We start from the raw sequence: 18,922 nt of genomic DNA on the forward strand, positions 1-18,922 counted from the left end.
CTTAAAATCCCCGCATATCCCGCAGTTGAACGGCGCGTGACGCCGTCATGGTCAAATGGCAATTGGCCCCGACAATGGTGCGGATGGTTCCGTCCTGCCAGATCGCGTAACGCGCCGCACAATCGGCATCCCGAAAGGCGATCCATGCGCGCTGGGCATCGCGCAAGGCGTCGGTGCGGTCAAGGATCGACGACCGCCCCTCTCTGTCGTTGGCAGCATTGACCGCCTGTGTTGCCTTGTATTCCTCGTTCAAAATGGCGTCCCACTCTGCCGTTTCAGCCACGATACACTCGGCCATGCCAGCCGTTGTTGACCCCTCTGGCCCGTCCTGACACTGCGCAGATGCCTGCCCCAGACAGGAAGGGAAAAGCGCTCCAACCTCGGTGGCCTCAAAACATGTTCGCACAATCGCGGGATCTATCTTCAGATCCTGTGCCCAGCCCGCAGCGGGACTGCAGGCAAATATCACGGCAGCAACACCTCGCTTCATTCCATTCCTTCCTGCGCCGCACGGGCCTTCAATTCCTTGCGGATCACCTTGCCGGTCACAGTCATTGGCAGAGCATCAAGGAATTCGATTTCCCTTGGATATGAATAGCTTGCAAGATGCGTCTTGACCCAATCCTGAAGCTCTTTTTGTGATACATCCACCCCGTCTTTGCGCACCACATAGGCCTTGACGATCTGGGTCCGCAGCGCATCGGGCTTGCCCACCACGCCGCAGGTGGCGACGCCCGGATGTGACAGAAGGCAATCCTCGATCTCGGCCGGGCCGATGCGATAGCCCGAAGACGTGATGACATCATCCTCGCGCCCGACAAAGCGGATCGTGTCACCGTCTTTGACACCGCGATCCCCGGTCAACATCCAGTGGCCCCGGAACTTTTCGGCAGTCTGGGCCGGCTTGCGCCAGTATTCCAGAAACATCGACGCCGATCCGCGCCGCACCGCGATGTCGCCTTCGCCCTCGCAGGGCTGCCCGTTGTCGCCGATCACCGCAACCTGATGACCCGGCACCGCGCGGCCCATGGCCCCCGGTACGGGATCGAAGGACGCGGCACAGGACGACACGATCATGTTGCACTCGGTCTGGCCGTAGAATTCGTTGATTTTGCAGCCAAACGCGTCCTGCCCCCAGGTCAGCATTTCAGCCCCCAATGGCTCTCCGCCGCTGGCCACGGAACGCAATCTGTCAATCCGCGCATTCTCTGCTTTCAACATGCGCAATGCGGTTGGCGGGAAAAACACGTTTCGGATTCCCGCGCGTGCCACCAGGCTTTGGCACTCTGACACATCGAATTTCGGCATCCGCGCCGCGACCACCGGCACGCCGATGGCCAGTCCCGGCATCAGCACATCGAACAAGCCGCCAATCCACGCCCAATCCGCAGGCGTCCAGATCACGTCGCCGTCCTGGCCTAGAAAATCATGGCTCATCTCGACACCCGGCAAATGCCCGGTCAGGACGCGGTGCCCGTGCAGCGCGCCCTTCGGTTTGCCGGTTGTGCCAGAGGTATAGATCAGCGTCGCCGCGTCCTCTGGCCCGGTTTCGACCATCGCGCGAGTTCCGCCAGAGGCCCCCAGATCGCTGCGGGTGATCGTTGCCACCCCCAGCCCGGCCAGTTGCACGACGCCTTCCAGATCGGTCACAACCACACCCAGATCCGCATCTTCGATCCGGGTCTTCAGCGCCTCTTCCCGAAACAGTTTGAACAGCGGCACCGAGATCGCACCCAGCCGCCACGCCGCGATATGCGCCGCAGCACAAAGGGGCGATTGCGACAACAAAACGCCCACACGGTCGCCCTTCATGACACCGCGTTCGATCAGCGCGGTTTCCACCTGCCGGGATCGATACCAAAGATCTCCGTAGGTGATTTTGCGGATATGGTCCGGGGTCACGTCGATGATGGCCAGCTTATCCGGCTCGGTCACAGCCCAGCTGTCACAGACCTGCTGCGCCATATTCAAAACCGGCGGCAGATCCCAGTCAAAGCCTTTGCAAAGCTGCTCGTAAGGGGCGGCACGCAGCGTTGGGCGGCGGGTCATATCGCGGGCCGCGCTGATGCGGGATCGGTTGAAATCACCGCCCCAAACTGGTTGACATGATAGGCCAGCGCCCCGCAGCGCACCGTGATCCACGCGCCGTCCACTTGACCGGGCACCCCGACACAATCCGCGATGCGCGCGTTTGCGCCTCCGTCCTGGGTCACATAGCGATTGGCAACCGCGTTGATCACATCCGTCTCCGTTATCGTGGCCGCTATCCATCCATATCGAAACGCCATCAACGCACCAACCAGCGTGGCAAGGCCCAATGGAACGAACCAGACCCAATACGGCATGGCGCTAGGCCATCGCCGCCAGCATTTCGCGCCCAACCAGCATACGCCGGATTTCGGACGTGCCGGCCCCGATTTCCATCAGCTTGGCATCCCGGAAGATGCGCGCCACCGGTGCATCGGACAGGAACCCTGCCCCGCCCATCGCCTGCACCGCCTGATGCGCCTGTTTCATCGCCTCTTCAGAGGCGTAAAGACAGCAGGCGGCAGCATCCTGACGGGTCACGTCGCCCCGGTCACAGGCCTTGGCCACCTCGTAAACATAAGCCCGCGCGGAATTCATCGCGGTATACATATCGGCCATCTTGCCCTGCATCAGTTGAAAGCTGCCAACCGGCTGGCCGAATTGTTTGCGTTCGGCCATGTAGGGCATGATCTCGTCCAGACAGGCGGCCATGATGCCCAATCCGATGCCCGCCAGCACCACGCGTTCGTAATCCAGACCAGACATCAGAACCCGCACGCCCTTGCCTTCGTCACCCAGCACGTTGTCGAACGGCACTTCGACATCCTCAAAGATCAGCTCTGCGGTGTTGGACCCGCGCATGCCCAGCTTGTCGAAATGAGGTGACGTGCTGAACCCCTTGAAAGTTTTTTCGATCAGGAACGCCGTGATCCCCTTGGACCCGGCATCAGGATCGGTTTTGGCATAGACCACCAACGTGTCGGCATCCGGGCCATTGGTGATCCAGTATTTATTGCCGTTCAGCCGGTAATGGTCGTTGCGCTTTTCCGCGCGTAGCTTCATCGAAACCACGTCAGACCCGGCCCCCGGCTCGGACATGGCTAATGCGCCGACATGCTCGCCCGAGATCAGTTTCGGCAGGTACTTGGCCTTCTGTTCCGCAGTCCCGTTCAGCTTGATCTGGTTCACACACAGGTTCGAATGCGCACCATAGGACAGCGACACAGACGCAGACGCCCGCGCGACCTCTTCCACAGCGACGGTATGGGCGAGATAGCCCATGCCCGCCCCGCCATAGGCGTCGTCCACGGTGATTCCGTGCAGGCCCAGTTCGCCCATCTCGACCCAAAGCTCTGGCGGGAAAGTGTTTGAGCTGTCGATCTGCGCGGCCATCGGCTTCACCCGCTCCTGCGCCCAGCGATGCACCATCTCGCGCAGGCTGTTGACGTCGTCTCCAAGATCAAACTGCATGGTCGCGTTGAACATCCGCTTCTCCTCGGCGCGCATTTATTGAACACTTGTTCAAATCTTAGGGGAAGACCCCACGTCAGGTCAAGCGCAAGGAACTGTTGGTCCTGCGCCGCGTTGTCCGTCTGAAACGCACTTTAACAGCGAAAGGACCGTCTGATGACTGACACTCTGACCGACACATTCTGGAAAAACATGAGCAAGATCCACGTCATTCTGCTTGGGACAGATAACGGCAATCCGGTTCCGATGGCACCGCTTGCGCGGCAAGACGACAACGCCATCTGGTTCATAACATCCGCCGATCACGACACCTTTAAGGCTGCAAAGACCGGACAGGAGGCTAAAATCTATCTTGGCGATTCGGCGGGCAACATGTACGGCACGATCAAGGGCCACCTGTCGGCCTCTGATGACAGCGACAAGCTGGATGATCTGTGGACACCCATGGCCGGGGCCTGGTTCGAAAACGGCCGCGAGGATGACTCGGTCCGTCTGATGAAATATACTCCAACCGAAGCCGAAATCTGGGCCAGCGACGGCATGGCCAAACATCTGTTTGAAACCATCAGGGCAAACATCACCGATGACACACCGGATTCCGGCGAATACGGTATCATTCACTTCTAAGGATCATATATGACACGTTTGGGAACAGCCTGCCTTTTGGGTCTTCTTGCGATGACACCGGCACATGCCGAACAGGTGGGCGAGGTTGGCGTGGACTGGGTTGGTAATGACATCGTCATCGAAGCCATTGCCGACCCGGATGTCAGTGGCGTCACTTGCCACATCGCCTATTTCGAACGCGGTCTGATTGACCGTCTGAGCAAAGGCAACTGGTTCGAAGATCCCTCGAACGCGTCGATCTCGTGTCGCCAGACTGGCCCTATCGAGATCGGCGATATCGACCGGGATGATGATGGAGAGGACGTGTTTCGCGCGTCGCGCTCCATCATCCTTAAATCCTTGCGGGTCAAGCGCATCTTTGACGAGGCAAACCAGACCCTGATCTATATCGCCCATGCCGCCGAATTGACGGATGGGTCGGCCAAAGTGTCGATGTCAACCGTTCCGCTCTACGGGTCCAAATGATCCTCTGACATCTTCGGGCCTGCCCCGAGGATGTCTTGGCCCAAAAGCCCCCATCACGGCAAAGGATAATGCCGCTCAGGCCGTGCGCTATCCCAGCAAACGCGCCGCGACGCCGGGCAATTCGTCGAAATGGTCGATGATGGCGTCCGGCTCCAGCGCTGCCATGTCGCCGCCCGACGGCCCGAACCCAACCAGCACACAGGCCACCCCGGCCGCGCGCGCGGTGTCGCGGTCGGTGACAGTGTCGCCGATCAGACAGCTTTGCGTGACCGCCCCGCCCGCCTGCTCGACTGCGGCAACAAATGGCGCGGCATCGGGTTTGCGCGTCGCCAATGTGTCGGCACCGATCAATGACCCGAACGCATCGCGCACGCCAAGCCGCGTCATCAATGTCTGCGCCAGCCCTTCGGGTTTATTGGTACAGATCCCCACCCGCATCCCCGTCGCTTTCAAAGCCTCGACAGCCTCCATCGCGCCGGGATAGAGAACGGTGTGAACATCCAGCGCATCGCCATATGCGGACAGCAATTCCGGATACCACTGCTCGACCTGATCGGCGGAATACTGCTCAGCCCGCTGCAATCCCAGCGTCAGCATCGCCTTGCCCCCCCGCAGCGCCGTTCCCGCATCCAGCGCCGGATCAAGCCGCGTTGCAAGCCCCATACGATCAAAGCAGTGATTGGCCGCCGCAATCAGATCACCGCTGGTATCGGCCAATGTGCCATCAAGATCGAAAATTACCGTTCGCACTGCCTGTCTCCTGTCACAACCCGCAACCATGTGTGAAATCTGCTGCCTTGCGGCACTGCTGCGAACCGATAAAAGGAGCGTAACAAAAACACAAAGAGAAACCTGATGAGCATAGCACTGGTCCTTCTGGCAGCGGGCAAAGGCACCCGAATGGACTCTGACATTCCCAAAGTCCTGCATAAAATCGGCGGAGCCCCCCTGCTGCACCATGCGATGCTGTCGGCCTCCGCGCTAGAACCGGAGCGGATCATCGTGGTCACCGGCCACGGCGCGGAAGAGGTCGAAGCCGCCGCGCGGGCCTTTGACGCAGACGTTGTGACCGTGCGCCAGGACGTGCAGCATGGCACGGCACACGCCGTTGCGCAGGCAAAAGAGGCTCTTTCCGATTTTGCCGGTGATGTGATCATCCTTTACGGCGACACGCCGTTTATCTCCACCGAAACGCTTGACGCGTTGCTTAGCAAACGCAGCACCCATGATGTGGTTGTCCTGGGCTTCAACGCCGCCGATCCCGGCCGATACGGGCGCTTGATCATGGATGGAACCACCTTGTCCAGAATTGTCGAATTCAAGGATGCATCACCCGAAGAGCGCGCGATAACACTCTGTAACTCTGGTGTTATCTGCGCAGATGCGTCGCATCTTTTTGACCTGATCGACGCGGTGGACGCCAATAACGCATCTGGTGAATACTATCTGACAGACATCGTTGCCATTGCCCATGATCGCGGTTTGAAAACAACCGCAATCACCTGTGACGAGGCCGAAACGCTGGGCATCAATTCCCGAGCTGAGTTGGCCGCCGCCGAAACCGTGTTTCAGCACCGCACCCGCGCGGCCATGCTGGAAAATGGCGTGCAGATGCAAGCCCCGGACACGGTATATTTCTCGTTCGATACTGTGATCGGCCGCGATGCCGAAATTGACCCCCATGTGGTCTTCGCACCGGGCGTGACGGTGGAATCCAACGCCCGCATCCGCGCGTTCAGCCACCTCGAAGGCGCGCATGTCAGCCGCGACGCCACGGTCGGGCCCTATGCCCGGCTTCGCCCCGGAGCGGAATTGGCCGAACATGTGCATATCGGGAATTTTGTCGAAATCAAAAACGCGCGCATCGACGAAGGCGCGAAAGTCAATCACCTGAGCTATGTCGGTGACGCCGAAATCGGCGCGCGCACGAATATCGGTGCCGGGACGATCACCTGCAATTATGATGGTGTGATGAAACACAAGACAACCATCGGCCAAAACAGCTTTATCGGCTCCAACACCATGCTGGTGGCCCCGGTAAATGTGGGAAACGACGCCATGACAGCCACGTCCACAACCGTCACCAAAGACGTACCGGACGGTGCCATGGCCATCGCCCGGACCGAACAGATCAATAAAAAAGGCTTTGCGCGCAAATTGTTCAGCATCTTGCGCGCCAAAAAAGCAAAACAGGCAAAGGACTAATCCTATGTGCGGTATCGTCGGTGTTCTGGGGCAGCACGAAGCAGCCCCTCTGCTGGTCGAAGCTCTCAAACGGTTGGAATACCGCGGATATGACAGCGCTGGCATTGCCACTGTGAACAACGGCGCGCTGGATCGCCGCCGCGCGGTCGGCAAGCTGGTGAACCTCTCGGACCTGTTGGTCCACAATCCCCTGCCCGGCAAATCGGGAATCGGCCACACGCGCTGGGCCACGCATGGCGCACCCAACACCGCAAACGCCCATCCGCATCAATCCGGCCCTGTGGCGGTGGTTCACAACGGGATCATCGAAAACTTCAAGGAATTGCGCGCCGAACTGGCCGATCATCAGATCACACCGCAAACGGAAACAGATTCTGAAACCATCGCTTTGCTGACGCATCACTACATGCAGCAGGGCATGAGCCATGTCGATGCGGCGCGCGCCTGCCTCTCACGGCTCGAAGGGGCCTTTGCCCTGGCCTTTTTGTTCGACGGAGAAGACGACCTGATCGTTGCCGCACGCAAGGGCAGCCCGCTGGCCATCGGTCATGGCGAGGGCGAAATGTATGTTGGCTCGGATGCCATCGCCCTGGCCCCGCTGACCGATCGCGTCACCTATCTTGAAGAAGGTGATTGCACGATCTTGACGCGTCAGACCCTTGATATCTTTGATGAAAGCGGAAACCGTGTCACGCGCGATATGCGCCAGATCAGCATGGATGCCGCCCGAGTCGACAAGGCCGGATTCAAACATTTCATGGCCAAGGAAATTGCCGAACAACCCACGGTTCTGGCCGACGCGCTGCGCGCCTATCTGGACGGCAACCGCATCGTTCTGCCAGAGGCATTGCCCGATTTTGCAAAGGTCGACCGCCTGACCATGGTGGCGTGCGGCACGGCCTTTTATGCCTGCCTGACCGCGAAATACTGGTTCGAACAAATCGCGCGCCTCCCGGTCGAGGTCGACGTCGCCTCTGAATTCCGCTACCGCGAACCGCCGATCCCCACTGGCACAACAGCCGTTTTCGTGTCTCAATCCGGTGAAACGGCAGACACTCTTGCCGCTCTGCGCTATTGCCGAACCAAAGCCGACACCATCGTGTCCGTCGTCAACGTGGCAGAAAGCTCGATCGCGCGCGAAAGCGATGTTTCGCTGCCCATCCATGCCGGTGTCGAAGTCGGTGTAGCCTCGACCAAAGCCTTTACATGCCAGCTCAATACATTGCTGCTGCTGGCGTTGCACGCTGCCACTCAGCGCGGAACATTGACCAAAGACGCCTTGCACACCACCCTCACCAACCTGCGCGCCTTGCCCGGCCTGTTCAACGCCACGCTCGATCGCGACCCCGCAATAGCGCGCACTGCACAAAAAATAGCGGAAGCCCGCGATGTCCTGTTTTTGGGCCGCGGCCTGATGTATCCCCTCGCACTTGAAGGCGCATTGAAACTGAAGGAAATCAGCTATATCCACGCCGAAGCTTATGCGTCAGGCGAACTTAAACATGGCCCGATCGCGCTGATCGACAAAACCGTTCCGGTGGTTGTCATGGCCCCGCGCGACGCGCTGTTTGAAAAGACCGTGTCCAACATGCACGAAGTCATGGCCCGCGGTGGCAAAGTCTGCCTGATCACTGATGCCGCCGGCGCAGAGGCCGCTGGCGAGGATGTCTGGCGCACTCTGATTATGCCGGAAATTGACCCGATCCTATCGCCCCTGCTCTATGCGCTGCCCGCCCAATTGCTGGCCTATCACGCGGCGGTCGCCAAAGGCACCGATGTGGATCAACCGCGCAACCTTGCCAAATCCGTCACCGTCGAATGATCCCGTCACCCCGGTCAGTCGATCCAGGCGGACCCTGACAATACGCGCCAGGTTCAGGCCCGGCGCTGTCTTTTTCGGATACCAACCGCTATCCGCCCGTAAAGACCTGCACCTCAACCAGCCCGGTCAGCGGCACACCGATCAATCGCATCGCGGACAAGGACATCCGGCTGCCGCCGGTTTCTGGTCCGTCAATCGGGATCAACGTAACCTGCGATGATTGACCGGTCTCACCATAGACCACGCGCCCCTCATCGGGCGACGACACCAGCGGCGTTTCGATCCAGAACCCCGGTCGTGCCGGATCTCCCAAAGACACAATTGTGCTGCCAAGCGCGCGCTCTGCGCCCGTGTTTGCCGATGCGGCGGCGGCACGTTCCTCGGCCGTTGTGGTGTCAAACTCCTCAACCGTGCGGGCCATCGGCGGCGGTGTGCGTGCCGACACATCACGCTCGGACGGCCGCGCTGTGGGACGGGTCTGGCCATCTGATGTCTGTCCAGATGTGCGCGGCTCCATCACCAGGGGCCCACAGCCCGCCACAGCCAAACACATCCCCAAAACCCAAATCTTTTTATACACTTGCGCCTCCGGCCTTGGTCCCAGCAAAGATTGATGCCATATACTTGCCCACCTGATGACGAAAGGCTAGGCTCACCGGCATGACACCGCTTATTGACCCGTTCCAGCGCGCGATCAATTACCTTCGCGTCTCCGTCACCGACCGCTGCGACTTCCGCTGCGTCTATTGCATGTCTGAAAACATGACCTTCCTGCCAAAGAAGGAACTGCTCACCCTCGAAGAACTCGACAGGATGTGCTCGACCTTCATTGGCATGGGCGTCGAAAAGCTCCGCATCACCGGCGGCGAACCGTTGGTGCGTCGCGATATCATGACGTTCTTCCGCGCCATGAGTCGCCATCTTGAGGCGGGCACGCTGAAAGAACTGACGCTGACCACCAACGGATCACAGCTTGAACGCTTTGCGGGTGACCTGTTCGATGCAGGGGTGCGCCGGATCAACATTTCGCTCGACACCTTGGACGAACAGAAATTCGCCGACATCACCCGCTGGGGCCGCCTGCCGCAGGTGCTCAAAGGCATTGATGCCGCACAGGCCGCGGGCTTGCGCGTAAAAATAAATACGGTTGCACTGAAAGGCTTTAACGAAGACGAACTCTTCACATTGACCAACTGGTGCGCCGAACGCGACATGGACCTCACCTTTATCGAGGTGATGCCGATGGGCGATATCGGCAATGAAGACCGCCTTGGCCAATATTGGAAACTCAGCGAACTGCGCGACGAACTGCGCAAGAAGTATACGCTGACCGATCTGCCAGAACGCACCGGCGGCCCGGCCCGCTATGTGCGGCTCGAAGAAACCGGCCAGAAGATCGGCTTTATCACCCCGCTGACGCATAATTTCTGCGAAAGCTGTAATCGCGTCCGGCTGACCTGTACCGGTGAATTGTTCATGTGTCTGGGACAGGAAGACAATGCCGATCTCAGGTCCGCCTTGCGCAACCACCCGCACAGCAATGAACCGCTTGAAGCCGCCATTCGCGATGCCATTGCACACAAGCCAAAAGGCCATGATTTCGACTATTCCCGTCAAACCGTTGATGGCAGAGTGTCGCGTCATATGAGCCATACCGGCGGCTGACAGGTTCGGCGACGAGGGGCCAGCCCCTCGTGCTCCCCGAGGTATTTAGAGCCCAAAGAAACATCAATGATCTGTAATGCCCGCCACGCAACCTGCGCGGCGGGACATGAAGCAAACTGGGTTGCCAGCGGCTTCTTCGGGCACGGTCATCGGCCCCTCGGCCTGTACCGTGTCTCTTGGTTAGGCGTTAATGATTAACAAGCCGTTTCTTTGGGCCGCAAATACCTCGGGGGTTTGGGGGCTGGCCCCCAAGGCGCAAGCAAATCCACGTGCGCCACGGCTCAAACACGCGAAATCTGCCCCCCTCCGACGGGTGCCCGCACGCCGGTTGTCCCCGGCGCAGAGGTCGGCATCCCCCGCATCACGCGCACCGCCAGATAGGCAAATGCCTGCGCCTCCAGCATATCCCCGTCCAGCCCCACTGTCTCGACCGGAACCACCGGGCAGTCCAATGCGGTCCCAAGCATTGCCATCAAAACCGGATTGTGTCGCCCGCCCCCCGTCGCCAGGATGCGGCTTGGCGCAATCGGGCAATGCTCTAGTCCCTGCATCACAGCCGCAGCGGCCATCGCCGTCATGGTTGCCGCGGCGTCGGCATCTTCCAGCTCTCGAACCAGATCCAACATCACGGAAAAATCATTCCGGTCCAGTGATTTAGGCGGAATTTTTCGAAAATACCCTTCCTCCAGAAACAACTCTAGCGCCCCTTCAACAACCTGCCCCTGGGCGGCCAATGCGCCGTCCTTGTCACAGGCAAGACCGCGCCGCGTTGCCATCAGATCATTCAGCGGCGCATTGGCAGGACCGGTGTCAAAGGCCAACAAAGCCCCATCCGCTTCGGGGGCCGGTGAAGAAGGGTCCACCCATGTCAGGTTTCCCACACCGCCCAGGTTCAAAAATGCCAACGGCTCGGATGCACCGATCCATTTTGCACAGGCCCAATGAAAAAACGGGGCCAAGGGTGCCCCTTCGCCCCCAAGCTCCACATCGGAGGACCGAAAATCCCAGACTACGGGCCACCCTAGCGCATGCGCCAACGCCGCCCCATCCCCCAATTGATGTGTGCCGCGTCCGCGCGGCTCATGCGCTAGCGTCTGACCATGAAACCCGACAATCTCGGCAGTCTCAAACCGAGCCAGAACATCGATATGCGCCCGCATGACAATATCGCCTGCCGCTGCAACATCCTCGCCGGGCCATGCCCCAAGGGCCGCCCGCAATATCTCTTGCTCGGCCGCGGAATACGGGCGGTACGCTGTTGCGCCAAAGTCTGAAATCGTCACGCCGTCGGTCAGAACCAACGCCGCATCCACTCCGTCCAGGGACGTCCCCGACATCGCGCCCAATGCCCAAACCGGATGTGCCAACTTGCCCTTCACCTTTTCCCCTGCCCTGCGTATAGCTGCCGGACCAAACTGTACGAGGCATTCCTATGACCTACCATCCCAAATCGGACTTCATGCGTGTCATGATGGAGCGGGGCTTTCTGGCCGATTGCACCGATTATCAAGGCCTTGACGACGCATTGGTCCAAGGGGTGGTGCCGACCTATATCGGCTATGACGCGACTGCAAAGTCGCTGCATGTGGGTCATCTTCTTAACATTATGATGCTGCGCTGGTTGCAGAAGACCGGGCACAAGCCGATCACCCTGATGGGCGGCGGCACCACCAAAGTGGGCGATCCCAGCTTTCGCGCGGACGAACGCCCCTTGCTAACCCCGGATCAGATCGACGCCAATATCGACGGCATGAAACAAGTGTTCGCCAAGTACCTGACCTATGGCGCCGGGCCGACCGATGCTCTGATGCTCAACAATGCCGAATGGCTGGATGGGTTGAACTACCTCGATTTCCTGCGCGACATCGGGCGGCACTTCAGTGTCAACCGCATGTTGTCGTTTGACTCCGTGAAATCGCGACTGGATCGCGAACAGTCTCTGTCATTTCTTGAATTCAACTACATGATTTTGCAGGCCTATGATTTTCTTGAACTCAACCGGCGATATGGCTGCCTGTTGCAGATGGGCGGGTCTGATCAATGGGGCAATATCGTCAACGGCATCGACCTGACCCGCCGCGTTCTCGATCACGAAATTTATGGGCTGACATCTCCCCTGCTGACCACCAGCGATGGGCGCAAAATGGGCAAAAGCCAGGGCGGTGCGATGTGGCTGAATGCCGATATGCTCAGCCCCTATGAATTCTGGCAATTCTGGCGCAACACCACCGATGCAGATGTCGGCCGCTTCCTCAAGCTCTATACCGAACTGCCGGTAGACGAGTGCGACCGCCTTGGCGGCTTGAGCGGCTCAGAGATCAACGCGGCCAAGATCATTCTGGCCAACGAGGTGACAACCCTGTGCCACGGTGCCAAGGCCGCCCGGGCCGCAGAGGACACAGCCCGTCAGGTGTTCGAAAAAGGCGGCATCGGAGATGATCTGCCCACCATTTCACTGAGTGTCGATGACATCGGCGATGGCATTTCAATCGTGCAATTGATCGTTAAAAGCGGTCTGGCCAAATCCGGCAAGGAAGCCAAACGGCTGATAGCGGAAAACGGTGCCAAACTCGACGATGCGCCGCTGACCGATGCCGGTCTGATGATCGACGCAACGGCTTTGTCACACCCGATCAAACTCAGCGCGGGCAAAAAGCGGCACGCTCTGGTTAAACTGGAATAATGTCGCTGAGCCGACCGCACCCAACAAAAGATTGCCCGCAGCCATTAACCGAACGGAAAGACCGGACTGACATGGTCCGGTCATGTGCCCCTGCCCCTTGCAACAATCGACGGCTTTTGCCCGCACCCTGACGGCGCTGGGAACGGATGTTCAGTTTGTCGAAACATCTTCCGGGCCCGGTCGCGTCCTGATCCAGACCCGCAAGCTGCCGTTGATCGGGTCGGTGCATCTGATCACTCGCGCGTTTGGAACCGCTGATAAAGCGGCGCTCATGTCCGGCCTCCGCGGCCTTGATCTTCGGGGCGCTGTGATCGTCAACACGGCGGCCCCTCACCCCAGACCGCCGGGATATGTCCGGCTTGCCAAACCCCGGGATATCGCGCTGCTGCCGCTTGGGCCGGAACCCACCATGCGCGCCGCGCTGCATCAGAAATGGCGCAACACGTTGCGCCGCACCGAACATACCGGTCTAACCTGCGACATATGCACGTATGATGCTGAAAAACACGCCTGGTTCATCACCGCCGAACGCGCCCAACAAAAGGCCCGTGGCTATCGCAACTGGCCGCTGGTGTTCCTGTCTGCTTTTGCGGCGCAAAACCCGGGTCAGGCGGTCGTTGTAACCGCACACAAAGATCGTCACCCCATCGCCGCAATGCTGATTTTGTGCCACCCACCCTGGGCCACATATCACATCGGGTTCACCACCCCCGAAGGCCGACAATCCGCTGCTCACACGGCCATACTCTGGCAGGCAATGATATGGCTGGCGGATCGCGGCTTTACCATGCTTGATCTGGGCAGTTTGACAGGACCGCCCGGTCTGGACCGCTTCAAATGCCGCAGCGGGGCAATGCCCCAGCGTCTTGGCGGAACATGGCTCAGACTGCCGTTCAAACGCGGCATGTCATCCGTCCAATAAGCAACCCGCCGCTACGGTAGACACCACGCCCTTCTTCTTTTCGTAAATATGCACTCTGACGCAGCCACATCGCGGATCGCTGATCCACAAGAGACCCCAGCGCCACAAGCCCGACAAAGCGATTGATGCACGGTTGCGTGCGGCCCGGCAGGCCGCAGCTGGGATGTCACTCTATAACGGTGACCTCGGCCATCCTGTCCGGTTGGCCAACCACCTCGCCATTGCGCCCCTGACCGCGTTTGATGGCGTCCACCACGTCCATGCCGTCAGTAACCGCACCGACCACGGTGTAATCGCCGTTCAGGAAATGACCTTCCTGGAACATGATGAAGAACTGCGAATTGGCAGAATCCGGATCTTGCGACCGCGCCATGCCCACAACCCCGCGATCAAACGGTATATCGGAAAATTCGGCTTCAATATCGGGCCGATCCGATGCACCCCGTCCAGCCATGCGCATGTCACCACTGTCGATCTTGCCAAATTTGACATCGCCGGTTTGGGCCATGAACCCGTCAATCACCCGGTGAAAGACCACATCGTCATACGCCCCCTCAGCGGCCAGCTCGGTGATCTGCGCCACATGGTTCGGCGCAACATCTTCGAACAGGTCGATGGTCACCGTACCATTGGCCTCTCCGGCCACTTCGATCTGCAACCCACTGGCCAGTGCTGGCGACGCCAATACTGTGAACGCGATGGCCAGTTTACGCATCAGACGCCACCTTCACCGAAATCATCCGGTCCGGGGACGCTGGCGGCTCGCCACGGGTGATCGCATCAACATGATCCATGCCCGACACCACGCGGCCGTAGACCGTATATTGACCATTCAAAAAATGATTGTCCGAGAAATTGATGAAAAACTGCGAATTGGCAGAGTTCGGGTTTTGCGACCGTGCCGCACCCAGAGTACCGCGGTCATGTGGCAGTTTTGAAAATTCCGCGGGCAGATCGGGCAGATCAGATCCGCCCGTTCCGGCGCGGCGAATGTCGAACCCGTCTTCCATATCGCCATGCTCCACATCCCCGGTTTGCGCCATGAACCCGTCAATCACGCGGTGGAAACAGACATTGTCATACGCGCCGGAGCGCGCAAGCTCTTTCATCCGTTCGGCATGCTTTGGGGCCACATCCGGCAGCAGTTCGATGGTGACAGTGCCATCTTTCAGCTCGATCAGGATGGTGTTTTCGGGGTCTTTGATGTCGGCCATGCCGCACTCCTTTGCGTAAATCGTTGCGCCAAGACTTAAGGCGGGACAGCGCGATTGCCAAGGACTGCATTGACCTCTGCGCCTTGCCCCGCCATCACACCCACAAAACCTGAACTGGAGGGACACATGGCCTGGAAAACGCTCGATGACATGGACCTGACCGGCAAGCGCGTGCTCACGCGGGTCGACATCAATGTGCCGGTCGATGACGGGGGGGTCACGGATGCCACAAGGATCACCCGCATTGTGCCGACTGTCACCGATATTCTGGCCAAAGGCGGCACGCCGATCCTGCTGGCGCATTTCGGCAGGCCCAAGGGCAAACCAGTGCCCGAGATGAGCCTGCGCATAACCCTCCCCGCGCTTGAAACCGCACTTGGCCGGGCTGTCACATTTGTCGACGACCCGTCCCGCGACCAGATCGACGCATTGCCCATGGATGCCGTTGTGTTGCTGGAAAACACCCGGTTTTCCCCGCTGGAAGAGGCCAATGATCCTGAATTTGCCCAGTTTCTGGCAGCACTTGGAGACGTGTTCTGCAACGATGCGTTTTCGGCAGCGCATCGCGCGCATGCCTCGACCACCGGAGTGGCAGAGCTTTTGCCCTCTTGCGCCGGACGGCTGATGGAGGCCGAACTGCGCGCATTGGACACCGCGCTTGGCACGCCCGAACGCCCGGTTATCGCAGTGGTGGGCGGGGCGAAGGTGTCGACCAAACTGGATTTGCTGTCCAACCTGATTGAAAAGGTCGATATGTTGGTGATTGGCGGCGGCATGGCGAACACCTTTCTTGCGGCTCAGGGGGTCGACGTGGGCAAATCGCTCTGTGAGCACGATTTGGCAGACACCGCCCGGCCGATTGCGGACAAAGCGGCGCAGACCGGCTGCGAAATATTGCTTCCCACCGATGTTGTGATCGCACGCAGATTTGAAGAAGGGGCCGCGTCGGAGATTGTTAACGCCAAAGATTGCCCGCCCGACGCCATGATCCTTGATGCGGGCCCCGATAGCGTGGCGCGCATTTGCCAGGGGTTTGATCGCGCCCGGACGCTGATCTGGAACGGCCCGCTTGGCGCGTTCGAAATCCCCCCGTTCGATGCCGCAACAAACGCCGCCGCCGCCCATGCCGCCGCCCAAACCCAGGCCGGCAAACTGATCTCGGTCGCCGGGGGCGGCGATACTGTTGCGGCGCTGAACAAGGCGGGTGTCGCGGATGATTTCACTTATATTTCAACGGCGGGAGGTGCGTTTCTGGAATGGATGGAGGGCAAAACCCTGCCCGGTGTCGCCGCGTTGGAGCGCTAGCACCCTGCCGCCAACGACTCCCGAAAGACACAGGTTTGCGGAAACACGCCCAGAATCCGGGTCTTTGCACCACACCCAATTCCATCCGCGATGTTGCTATGTCAGTTTACCGGCACGCGTTCATCAAGAAACGTGATCGAGGCAGATGATGACACAAAACCGCACCCGTCCGGCCCTCGGAGGCCTTTTGTTCTTTGCAGGGTCTTTCTGTGTAGGGGCTTATTTTGTATTCGCCGCCGTACAAGGCGATTATGGCGTCTTTCGGCGGGCGGAAATCGTGGTTGAAACGCGCGATCTTCAGGCAGAGTTAAAAGAGCTGAAAGTCGAAGTGGCGCGGATGGAAAACCTCACTCGGCGTTTGTCGGACACCTATCTGGATCTTGATCTGCTGGACGAACGCACCAGAGACATGCTGGGCATGATCCGCACTGACGAGATTGTCGTGCGCTAGACCGGCGCAATTAAACCGGCGCAAAAGGTTAACAATATTAACGGTTACCCATGGGTAACCATGCTCGCGCCGCTGCTCTGCTGCGGTCTGGCTGCCACATGTCTCGGTCACATAAAGACAGCAAGCAGACCAAGAAACGGCAACGCCGCCATCAGATCGCCAAGGCCGCCCATGACATCGTCTGCCTCGGTGTCATTGGCATCCTCAAGCGCCGCTGCCTCTTCCGCCGCCAGAAATTCCTCTTCTGCGGTATTGAACGGGACGGTTGGAATCACCGCGTCCAGTCCCACAAGCGATGCCTCCTCGGCGCTTGTTTCGGTGAAAGCGTCGATGATCGGGGGGGGCAGGTCATCGGGAAATTCCTCTGAAATCACGGATTGAAAATCGCGTGACGGGGTAAAGCCGAACATCCGAACCTGCATGATTTCGCCCTCTGTCATGGCGATTGTCAGGTCTGTTCCCTGCATAACAACGTCCGGGTCCAGATCCTGCACCACAGCATCCGACCGGTTAGAGCCGACAGCGTCGCCTTCGGCCACGCCAAGACGCGAAATTTCCACGCGACCCACGTCACTGACCAGACCCGAGAAATCAATTGTGGTCTCTGCCCCCTGCGGATCGGTCGCGGCCACATAAAACAAAAGCTCGTCCGGTTCCCAGAACCCGTGTACGGCGACGCCGTTTTCTTCCACTTCGGTGTCCGCGCCGCGCTCTGGGGTCAGGTCAAGCGCCGTCTTGCCGGGCAGTGCGTCCTGCATCATGTTGAACATTGCGCCGCCTGGCGTCAGATCGGCCTGGCCGTTATCGACGCTGAGCGTGTTCGGCGTGTTCTGGATCAACGGCCAGACATGCGCCTGCCCGACATCGAACCGGAGGAATTCTTCCATCACGTTCAGCATCTCGTGCGACTGGTTCAAACCGTAATCGGTGTTGCGATCCAGCGCGTTGCTGTTGCCGGCCGTGTTCCATTCGGTGACCGAGATTTGCGCATCCGGGATCTGCTCGCCCCAGGTGTCATCGGTGGCATTGAGGAAAAAACTGCGCTGGCCCTCGTTTACCTGACCGCGCGAATAGACATGAACCGCCACCTGATCGACAGCCGCCTGCTCGGCCGCTGTGTCGAATTCCGACAGGATCATTTCATTGGCGACATGGGTCCAGTTGACCGCCCCCGAGCTGAACAGACTGTCCTGCCCCAGATTTAGCCCATAGCTGCTGTTTAGATCGGCAAGTATCTCCTCGCTCGACATCTCATCGCTGTAGACCGCTGACAATCTTGCAAAGTTGAAATTGGTGCCGGATTGCACAATGATATCCGCATCGGAATTCAGGCTGTCGAGCTCATCATTCACGATGACCGCCATTTCGCTGGCCAACCGTCCGTATTCGATCGACGACATCTGGCCGCTGCCCCAGTATTCGTTGCCCAGCTCGAACGCTTCGATGTCGGCCGAACCATGCACGCCTGAGACCGTGTCCCTCACAAAACCGCGCAGCGCGTCCTCGTCTATTGCCGCAAAGCGGTCCCCATTGGTGTCGACTATATCGGACAAAAGATTGCGCGTCGGAATGACAATGGTGACAGACAACCCCTGCTCTCCGGCATAGGTCAGCGCGTCGTTCAACGGGATGAAATCGCGCATTTCGCCGGTATCGCGGTCGGTGACGACGGTGGCATTGGGATCGGTGATGTCAAAATACCGTTCCGTCAAAGACCCGCCGGGATACCGGAACGATCCGACGCCCAATTCCTCGATCAAGCGGTCATAATCGCCGCCCTGTTCCAGTGTTGAACGCGTCGCCAGAACATTGGCCCCAAACAGCGATTGCGATGCGGTTGATCCCATGAATCCAAATGCGGAAATTTCTGGCATAAATATGGTCCCGAAAGCTGTAATGGCCTTAATCTCTCCTTATTTGCGCCCTGATGTCTGTAGATTTTCTTAAATCTGCCCAATTTGGGTCACAATTGTACGGTGCGTCAAAACAGTTGGGTGAACGCTGTGCCATTGTTTTGACAAAATGCCCGTTGCGACGTTGCCAAACTGCGAATCGGCAATGCTTT

At 59.1% G+C, this 18,922-nt stretch carries 19 protein-coding genes; 9 read left to right on the forward strand and 10 right to left on the reverse strand.

The window, feature by feature from the left end; translation table 11 throughout:
* Window position 1 precedes the first annotated feature (1 nt).
* The 4 genes from ACG74X_RS08275 to ACG74X_RS08290 are packed head-to-tail and all read right to left on the reverse strand — an operon-like array spanning window position 2 to window position 3,513.
* Window positions 2-490, reverse strand: a complete 489-nt coding sequence (locus tag ACG74X_RS08275) for a lysozyme inhibitor LprI family protein (RefSeq protein WP_411233906.1) — start codon at window positions 488-490, stop codon at window positions 2-4.
* Window positions 487-2,049 (reverse strand): AMP-binding protein, encoded by a 1,563-nt coding sequence (locus ACG74X_RS08280; protein WP_411233907.1) that lies wholly within the window; start codon window positions 2,047-2,049, stop codon window positions 487-489. Before ACG74X_RS08280 ends, ACG74X_RS08275 begins: the two co-directional genes overlap by 4 nt.
* The gene (locus ACG74X_RS08285) at window positions 2,046-2,345 is read right to left on the reverse strand and encodes a hypothetical protein (protein ID WP_411233908.1); all 300 of its coding nucleotides are present in this window, start codon (window positions 2,343-2,345) and stop codon (window positions 2,046-2,048) included. Before ACG74X_RS08285 ends, ACG74X_RS08280 begins: the two co-directional genes overlap by 4 nt.
* 4 nt (window positions 2,346-2,349) lie before the next feature.
* Window positions 2,350-3,513: an isovaleryl-CoA dehydrogenase gene (locus ACG74X_RS08290; RefSeq protein ID WP_411233909.1), complete on the reverse strand. Its 1,164-nt coding sequence runs from the start codon at window positions 3,511-3,513 to the stop codon at window positions 2,350-2,352.
* Window positions 3,514-3,654: 141 nt separating this feature from the next.
* On the opposite strand from ACG74X_RS08290, the gene ACG74X_RS08295 reads away from it, so the two are divergent.
* Window positions 3,655-4,125, forward strand: coding sequence for a pyridoxamine 5'-phosphate oxidase family protein (locus ACG74X_RS08295; RefSeq protein WP_411233910.1), 471 nt, complete (start codon window positions 3,655-3,657; stop codon window positions 4,123-4,125).
* Between the two features lie 9 nt (window positions 4,126-4,134).
* Window positions 4,135-4,590: a CreA family protein gene (locus ACG74X_RS08300; RefSeq protein WP_411233912.1), complete on the forward strand. Its 456-nt coding sequence runs from the start codon at window positions 4,135-4,137 to the stop codon at window positions 4,588-4,590.
* Window positions 4,591-4,677: 87 nt separating this feature from the next.
* Here ACG74X_RS08300 and ACG74X_RS08305 read toward each other — a convergent pair whose 3' ends face one another.
* Window positions 4,678-5,340 (reverse strand): HAD-IA family hydrolase, encoded by a 663-nt coding sequence (locus tag ACG74X_RS08305; RefSeq protein WP_411233913.1) that lies wholly within the window; start codon window positions 5,338-5,340, stop codon window positions 4,678-4,680.
* 105 nt (window positions 5,341-5,445) lie between these two features.
* Here ACG74X_RS08305 and glmU point away from each other — a divergent pair, with 105 nt between their 5' ends.
* Window positions 5,446-6,795, forward strand: a complete 1,350-nt coding sequence (glmU, locus tag ACG74X_RS08310) for a bifunctional UDP-N-acetylglucosamine diphosphorylase/glucosamine-1-phosphate N-acetyltransferase GlmU (RefSeq protein ID WP_411233914.1) — start codon at window positions 5,446-5,448, stop codon at window positions 6,793-6,795.
* 4 nt (window positions 6,796-6,799) lie between these two features.
* Window positions 6,800-8,617 (forward strand): glutamine--fructose-6-phosphate transaminase (isomerizing), encoded by a 1,818-nt coding sequence (gene glmS / locus ACG74X_RS08315; RefSeq protein ID WP_411233916.1) that lies wholly within the window; start codon window positions 6,800-6,802, stop codon window positions 8,615-8,617.
* 88 nt (window positions 8,618-8,705) lie between these two features.
* On the opposite strand, the gene ACG74X_RS08320 is transcribed toward glmS, so the two are convergent.
* Complete coding sequence (locus tag ACG74X_RS08320) at window positions 8,706-9,197, reverse strand: hypothetical protein (protein ID WP_411233917.1); 492 nt, start codon at window positions 9,195-9,197, stop codon at window positions 8,706-8,708.
* 80 nt (window positions 9,198-9,277) lie between these two features.
* On the opposite strand from ACG74X_RS08320, the gene moaA reads away from it, so the two are divergent.
* Window positions 9,278-10,282, forward strand: a complete 1,005-nt coding sequence (gene moaA, locus ACG74X_RS08325) for a GTP 3',8-cyclase MoaA (protein WP_411233919.1) — start codon at window positions 9,278-9,280, stop codon at window positions 10,280-10,282.
* Between the two features lie 281 nt (window positions 10,283-10,563).
* Here the strand turns inward: moaA and ACG74X_RS08330 are convergent, their stop codons facing one another.
* Window positions 10,564-11,619 carry an anhydro-N-acetylmuramic acid kinase gene (locus tag ACG74X_RS08330; protein WP_411234206.1) on the reverse strand — a complete coding sequence of 352 codons (1,056 nt, stop codon included), beginning with the start codon at window positions 11,617-11,619 and terminating at the stop codon, window positions 10,564-10,566.
* Window positions 11,620-11,714: 95 nt separating this feature from the next.
* Here ACG74X_RS08330 and tyrS point away from each other — a divergent pair, with 95 nt between their 5' ends.
* Together tyrS and ACG74X_RS08340 are read left to right on the forward strand one after the other, a co-directional pair.
* On the forward strand, window positions 11,715-12,965 hold the full coding sequence (gene tyrS, locus ACG74X_RS08335; RefSeq protein WP_411233921.1) for a tyrosine--tRNA ligase: 1,251 nt from the start codon (window positions 11,715-11,717) through the stop codon (window positions 12,963-12,965).
* A 97-nt stretch (window positions 12,966-13,062) separates the two neighbouring features.
* A complete protein-coding gene (locus tag ACG74X_RS08340) occupies window positions 13,063-13,887 on the forward strand; it encodes a GNAT family N-acetyltransferase (RefSeq protein WP_411233922.1) in 825 nt (274 codons plus the stop codon).
* Window positions 13,888-14,053: 166 nt separating this feature from the next.
* On the opposite strand, the gene ACG74X_RS08345 is transcribed toward ACG74X_RS08340, so the two are convergent.
* Complete coding sequence (locus ACG74X_RS08345; RefSeq protein WP_411233924.1) at window positions 14,054-14,602, reverse strand: peptidylprolyl isomerase; 549 nt, start codon at window positions 14,600-14,602, stop codon at window positions 14,054-14,056.
* The gene (locus ACG74X_RS08350) at window positions 14,595-15,101 is read right to left on the reverse strand and encodes a peptidylprolyl isomerase (RefSeq protein WP_411233926.1); all 507 of its coding nucleotides are present in this window, start codon (window positions 15,099-15,101) and stop codon (window positions 14,595-14,597) included. The genes ACG74X_RS08345 and ACG74X_RS08350 overlap by 8 nt, the downstream gene beginning before the upstream one ends.
* Window positions 15,102-15,227: 126 nt before the next feature.
* On the opposite strand from ACG74X_RS08350, the gene ACG74X_RS08355 reads away from it, so the two are divergent.
* Window positions 15,228-16,406 (forward strand): phosphoglycerate kinase, encoded by a 1,179-nt coding sequence (locus tag ACG74X_RS08355; RefSeq protein ID WP_411233928.1) that lies wholly within the window; start codon window positions 15,228-15,230, stop codon window positions 16,404-16,406.
* Between the two features lie 148 nt (window positions 16,407-16,554).
* Complete coding sequence (locus tag ACG74X_RS08360; protein WP_411234208.1) at window positions 16,555-16,857, forward strand: FtsB family cell division protein; 303 nt, start codon at window positions 16,555-16,557, stop codon at window positions 16,855-16,857.
* Window positions 16,858-16,964: 107 nt separating this feature from the next.
* Here the strand turns inward: ACG74X_RS08360 and ACG74X_RS08365 are convergent, their stop codons facing one another.
* Complete coding sequence (locus ACG74X_RS08365; protein ID WP_411233930.1) at window positions 16,965-18,731, reverse strand: type I secretion protein; 1,767 nt, start codon at window positions 18,729-18,731, stop codon at window positions 16,965-16,967.
* Window positions 18,732-18,922 lie beyond the last annotated feature (191 nt).

It is taken from the genome of Marivita sp. S0852 (genome assembly GCF_046591575.1).
In the GTDB taxonomy this organism is placed as follows: Bacteria; Pseudomonadota; Alphaproteobacteria; order Rhodobacterales; family Rhodobacteraceae; genus Marivita.

Excerpts from the sequence above, each read along its gene's own strand:
- ACG74X_RS08300 (WP_411233912.1), top strand. The coding sequence starts at position 4,135 with ATGACACGTTTGGGAACAGCCTGCCTTTTGGGTCTTCTTGCGATGACA.
- moaA (WP_411233919.1), top strand. The coding sequence starts at position 9,278 with ATGACACCGCTTATTGACCCGTTCCAGCGCGCGATCAATTACCTTCGC.
- ACG74X_RS08360 (WP_411234208.1), top strand. The coding sequence starts at position 16,555 with ATGACACAAAACCGCACCCGTCCGGCCCTCGGAGGCCTTTTGTTCTTT.
- ACG74X_RS08295 (WP_411233910.1), top strand. The coding sequence starts at position 3,655 with ATGACTGACACTCTGACCGACACATTCTGGAAAAACATGAGCAAGATC.
- ACG74X_RS08285 (WP_411233908.1), bottom strand. The coding sequence starts at position 2,345 with ATGCCGTATTGGGTCTGGTTCGTTCCATTGGGCCTTGCCACGCTGGTT.
- ACG74X_RS08330 (WP_411234206.1), bottom strand. The coding sequence starts at position 11,619 with ATGTCGGGGACGTCCCTGGACGGAGTGGATGCGGCGTTGGTTCTGACC.
- tyrS (WP_411233921.1), top strand. The coding sequence starts at position 11,715 with ATGACCTACCATCCCAAATCGGACTTCATGCGTGTCATGATGGAGCGG.
- ACG74X_RS08350 (WP_411233926.1), bottom strand. The coding sequence starts at position 15,101 with ATGGCCGACATCAAAGACCCCGAAAACACCATCCTGATCGAGCTGAAA.
- glmU (WP_411233914.1), top strand. The coding sequence starts at position 5,446 with ATGAGCATAGCACTGGTCCTTCTGGCAGCGGGCAAAGGCACCCGAATG.
- ACG74X_RS08365 (WP_411233930.1), bottom strand. The coding sequence starts at position 18,731 with ATGCCAGAAATTTCCGCATTTGGATTCATGGGATCAACCGCATCGCAA.
- ACG74X_RS08275 (WP_411233906.1), bottom strand. The coding sequence starts at position 490 with ATGAAGCGAGGTGTTGCTGCCGTGATATTTGCCTGCAGTCCCGCTGCG.
- ACG74X_RS08355 (WP_411233928.1), top strand. The coding sequence starts at position 15,228 with ATGGCCTGGAAAACGCTCGATGACATGGACCTGACCGGCAAGCGCGTG.
- glmS (WP_411233916.1), top strand. The coding sequence starts at position 6,800 with ATGTGCGGTATCGTCGGTGTTCTGGGGCAGCACGAAGCAGCCCCTCTG.
- ACG74X_RS08345 (WP_411233924.1), bottom strand. The coding sequence starts at position 14,602 with ATGCGTAAACTGGCCATCGCGTTCACAGTATTGGCGTCGCCAGCACTG.
- ACG74X_RS08280 (WP_411233907.1), bottom strand. The coding sequence starts at position 2,049 with ATGACCCGCCGCCCAACGCTGCGTGCCGCCCCTTACGAGCAGCTTTGC.
- ACG74X_RS08290 (WP_411233909.1), bottom strand. The coding sequence starts at position 3,513 with ATGTTCAACGCGACCATGCAGTTTGATCTTGGAGACGACGTCAACAGC.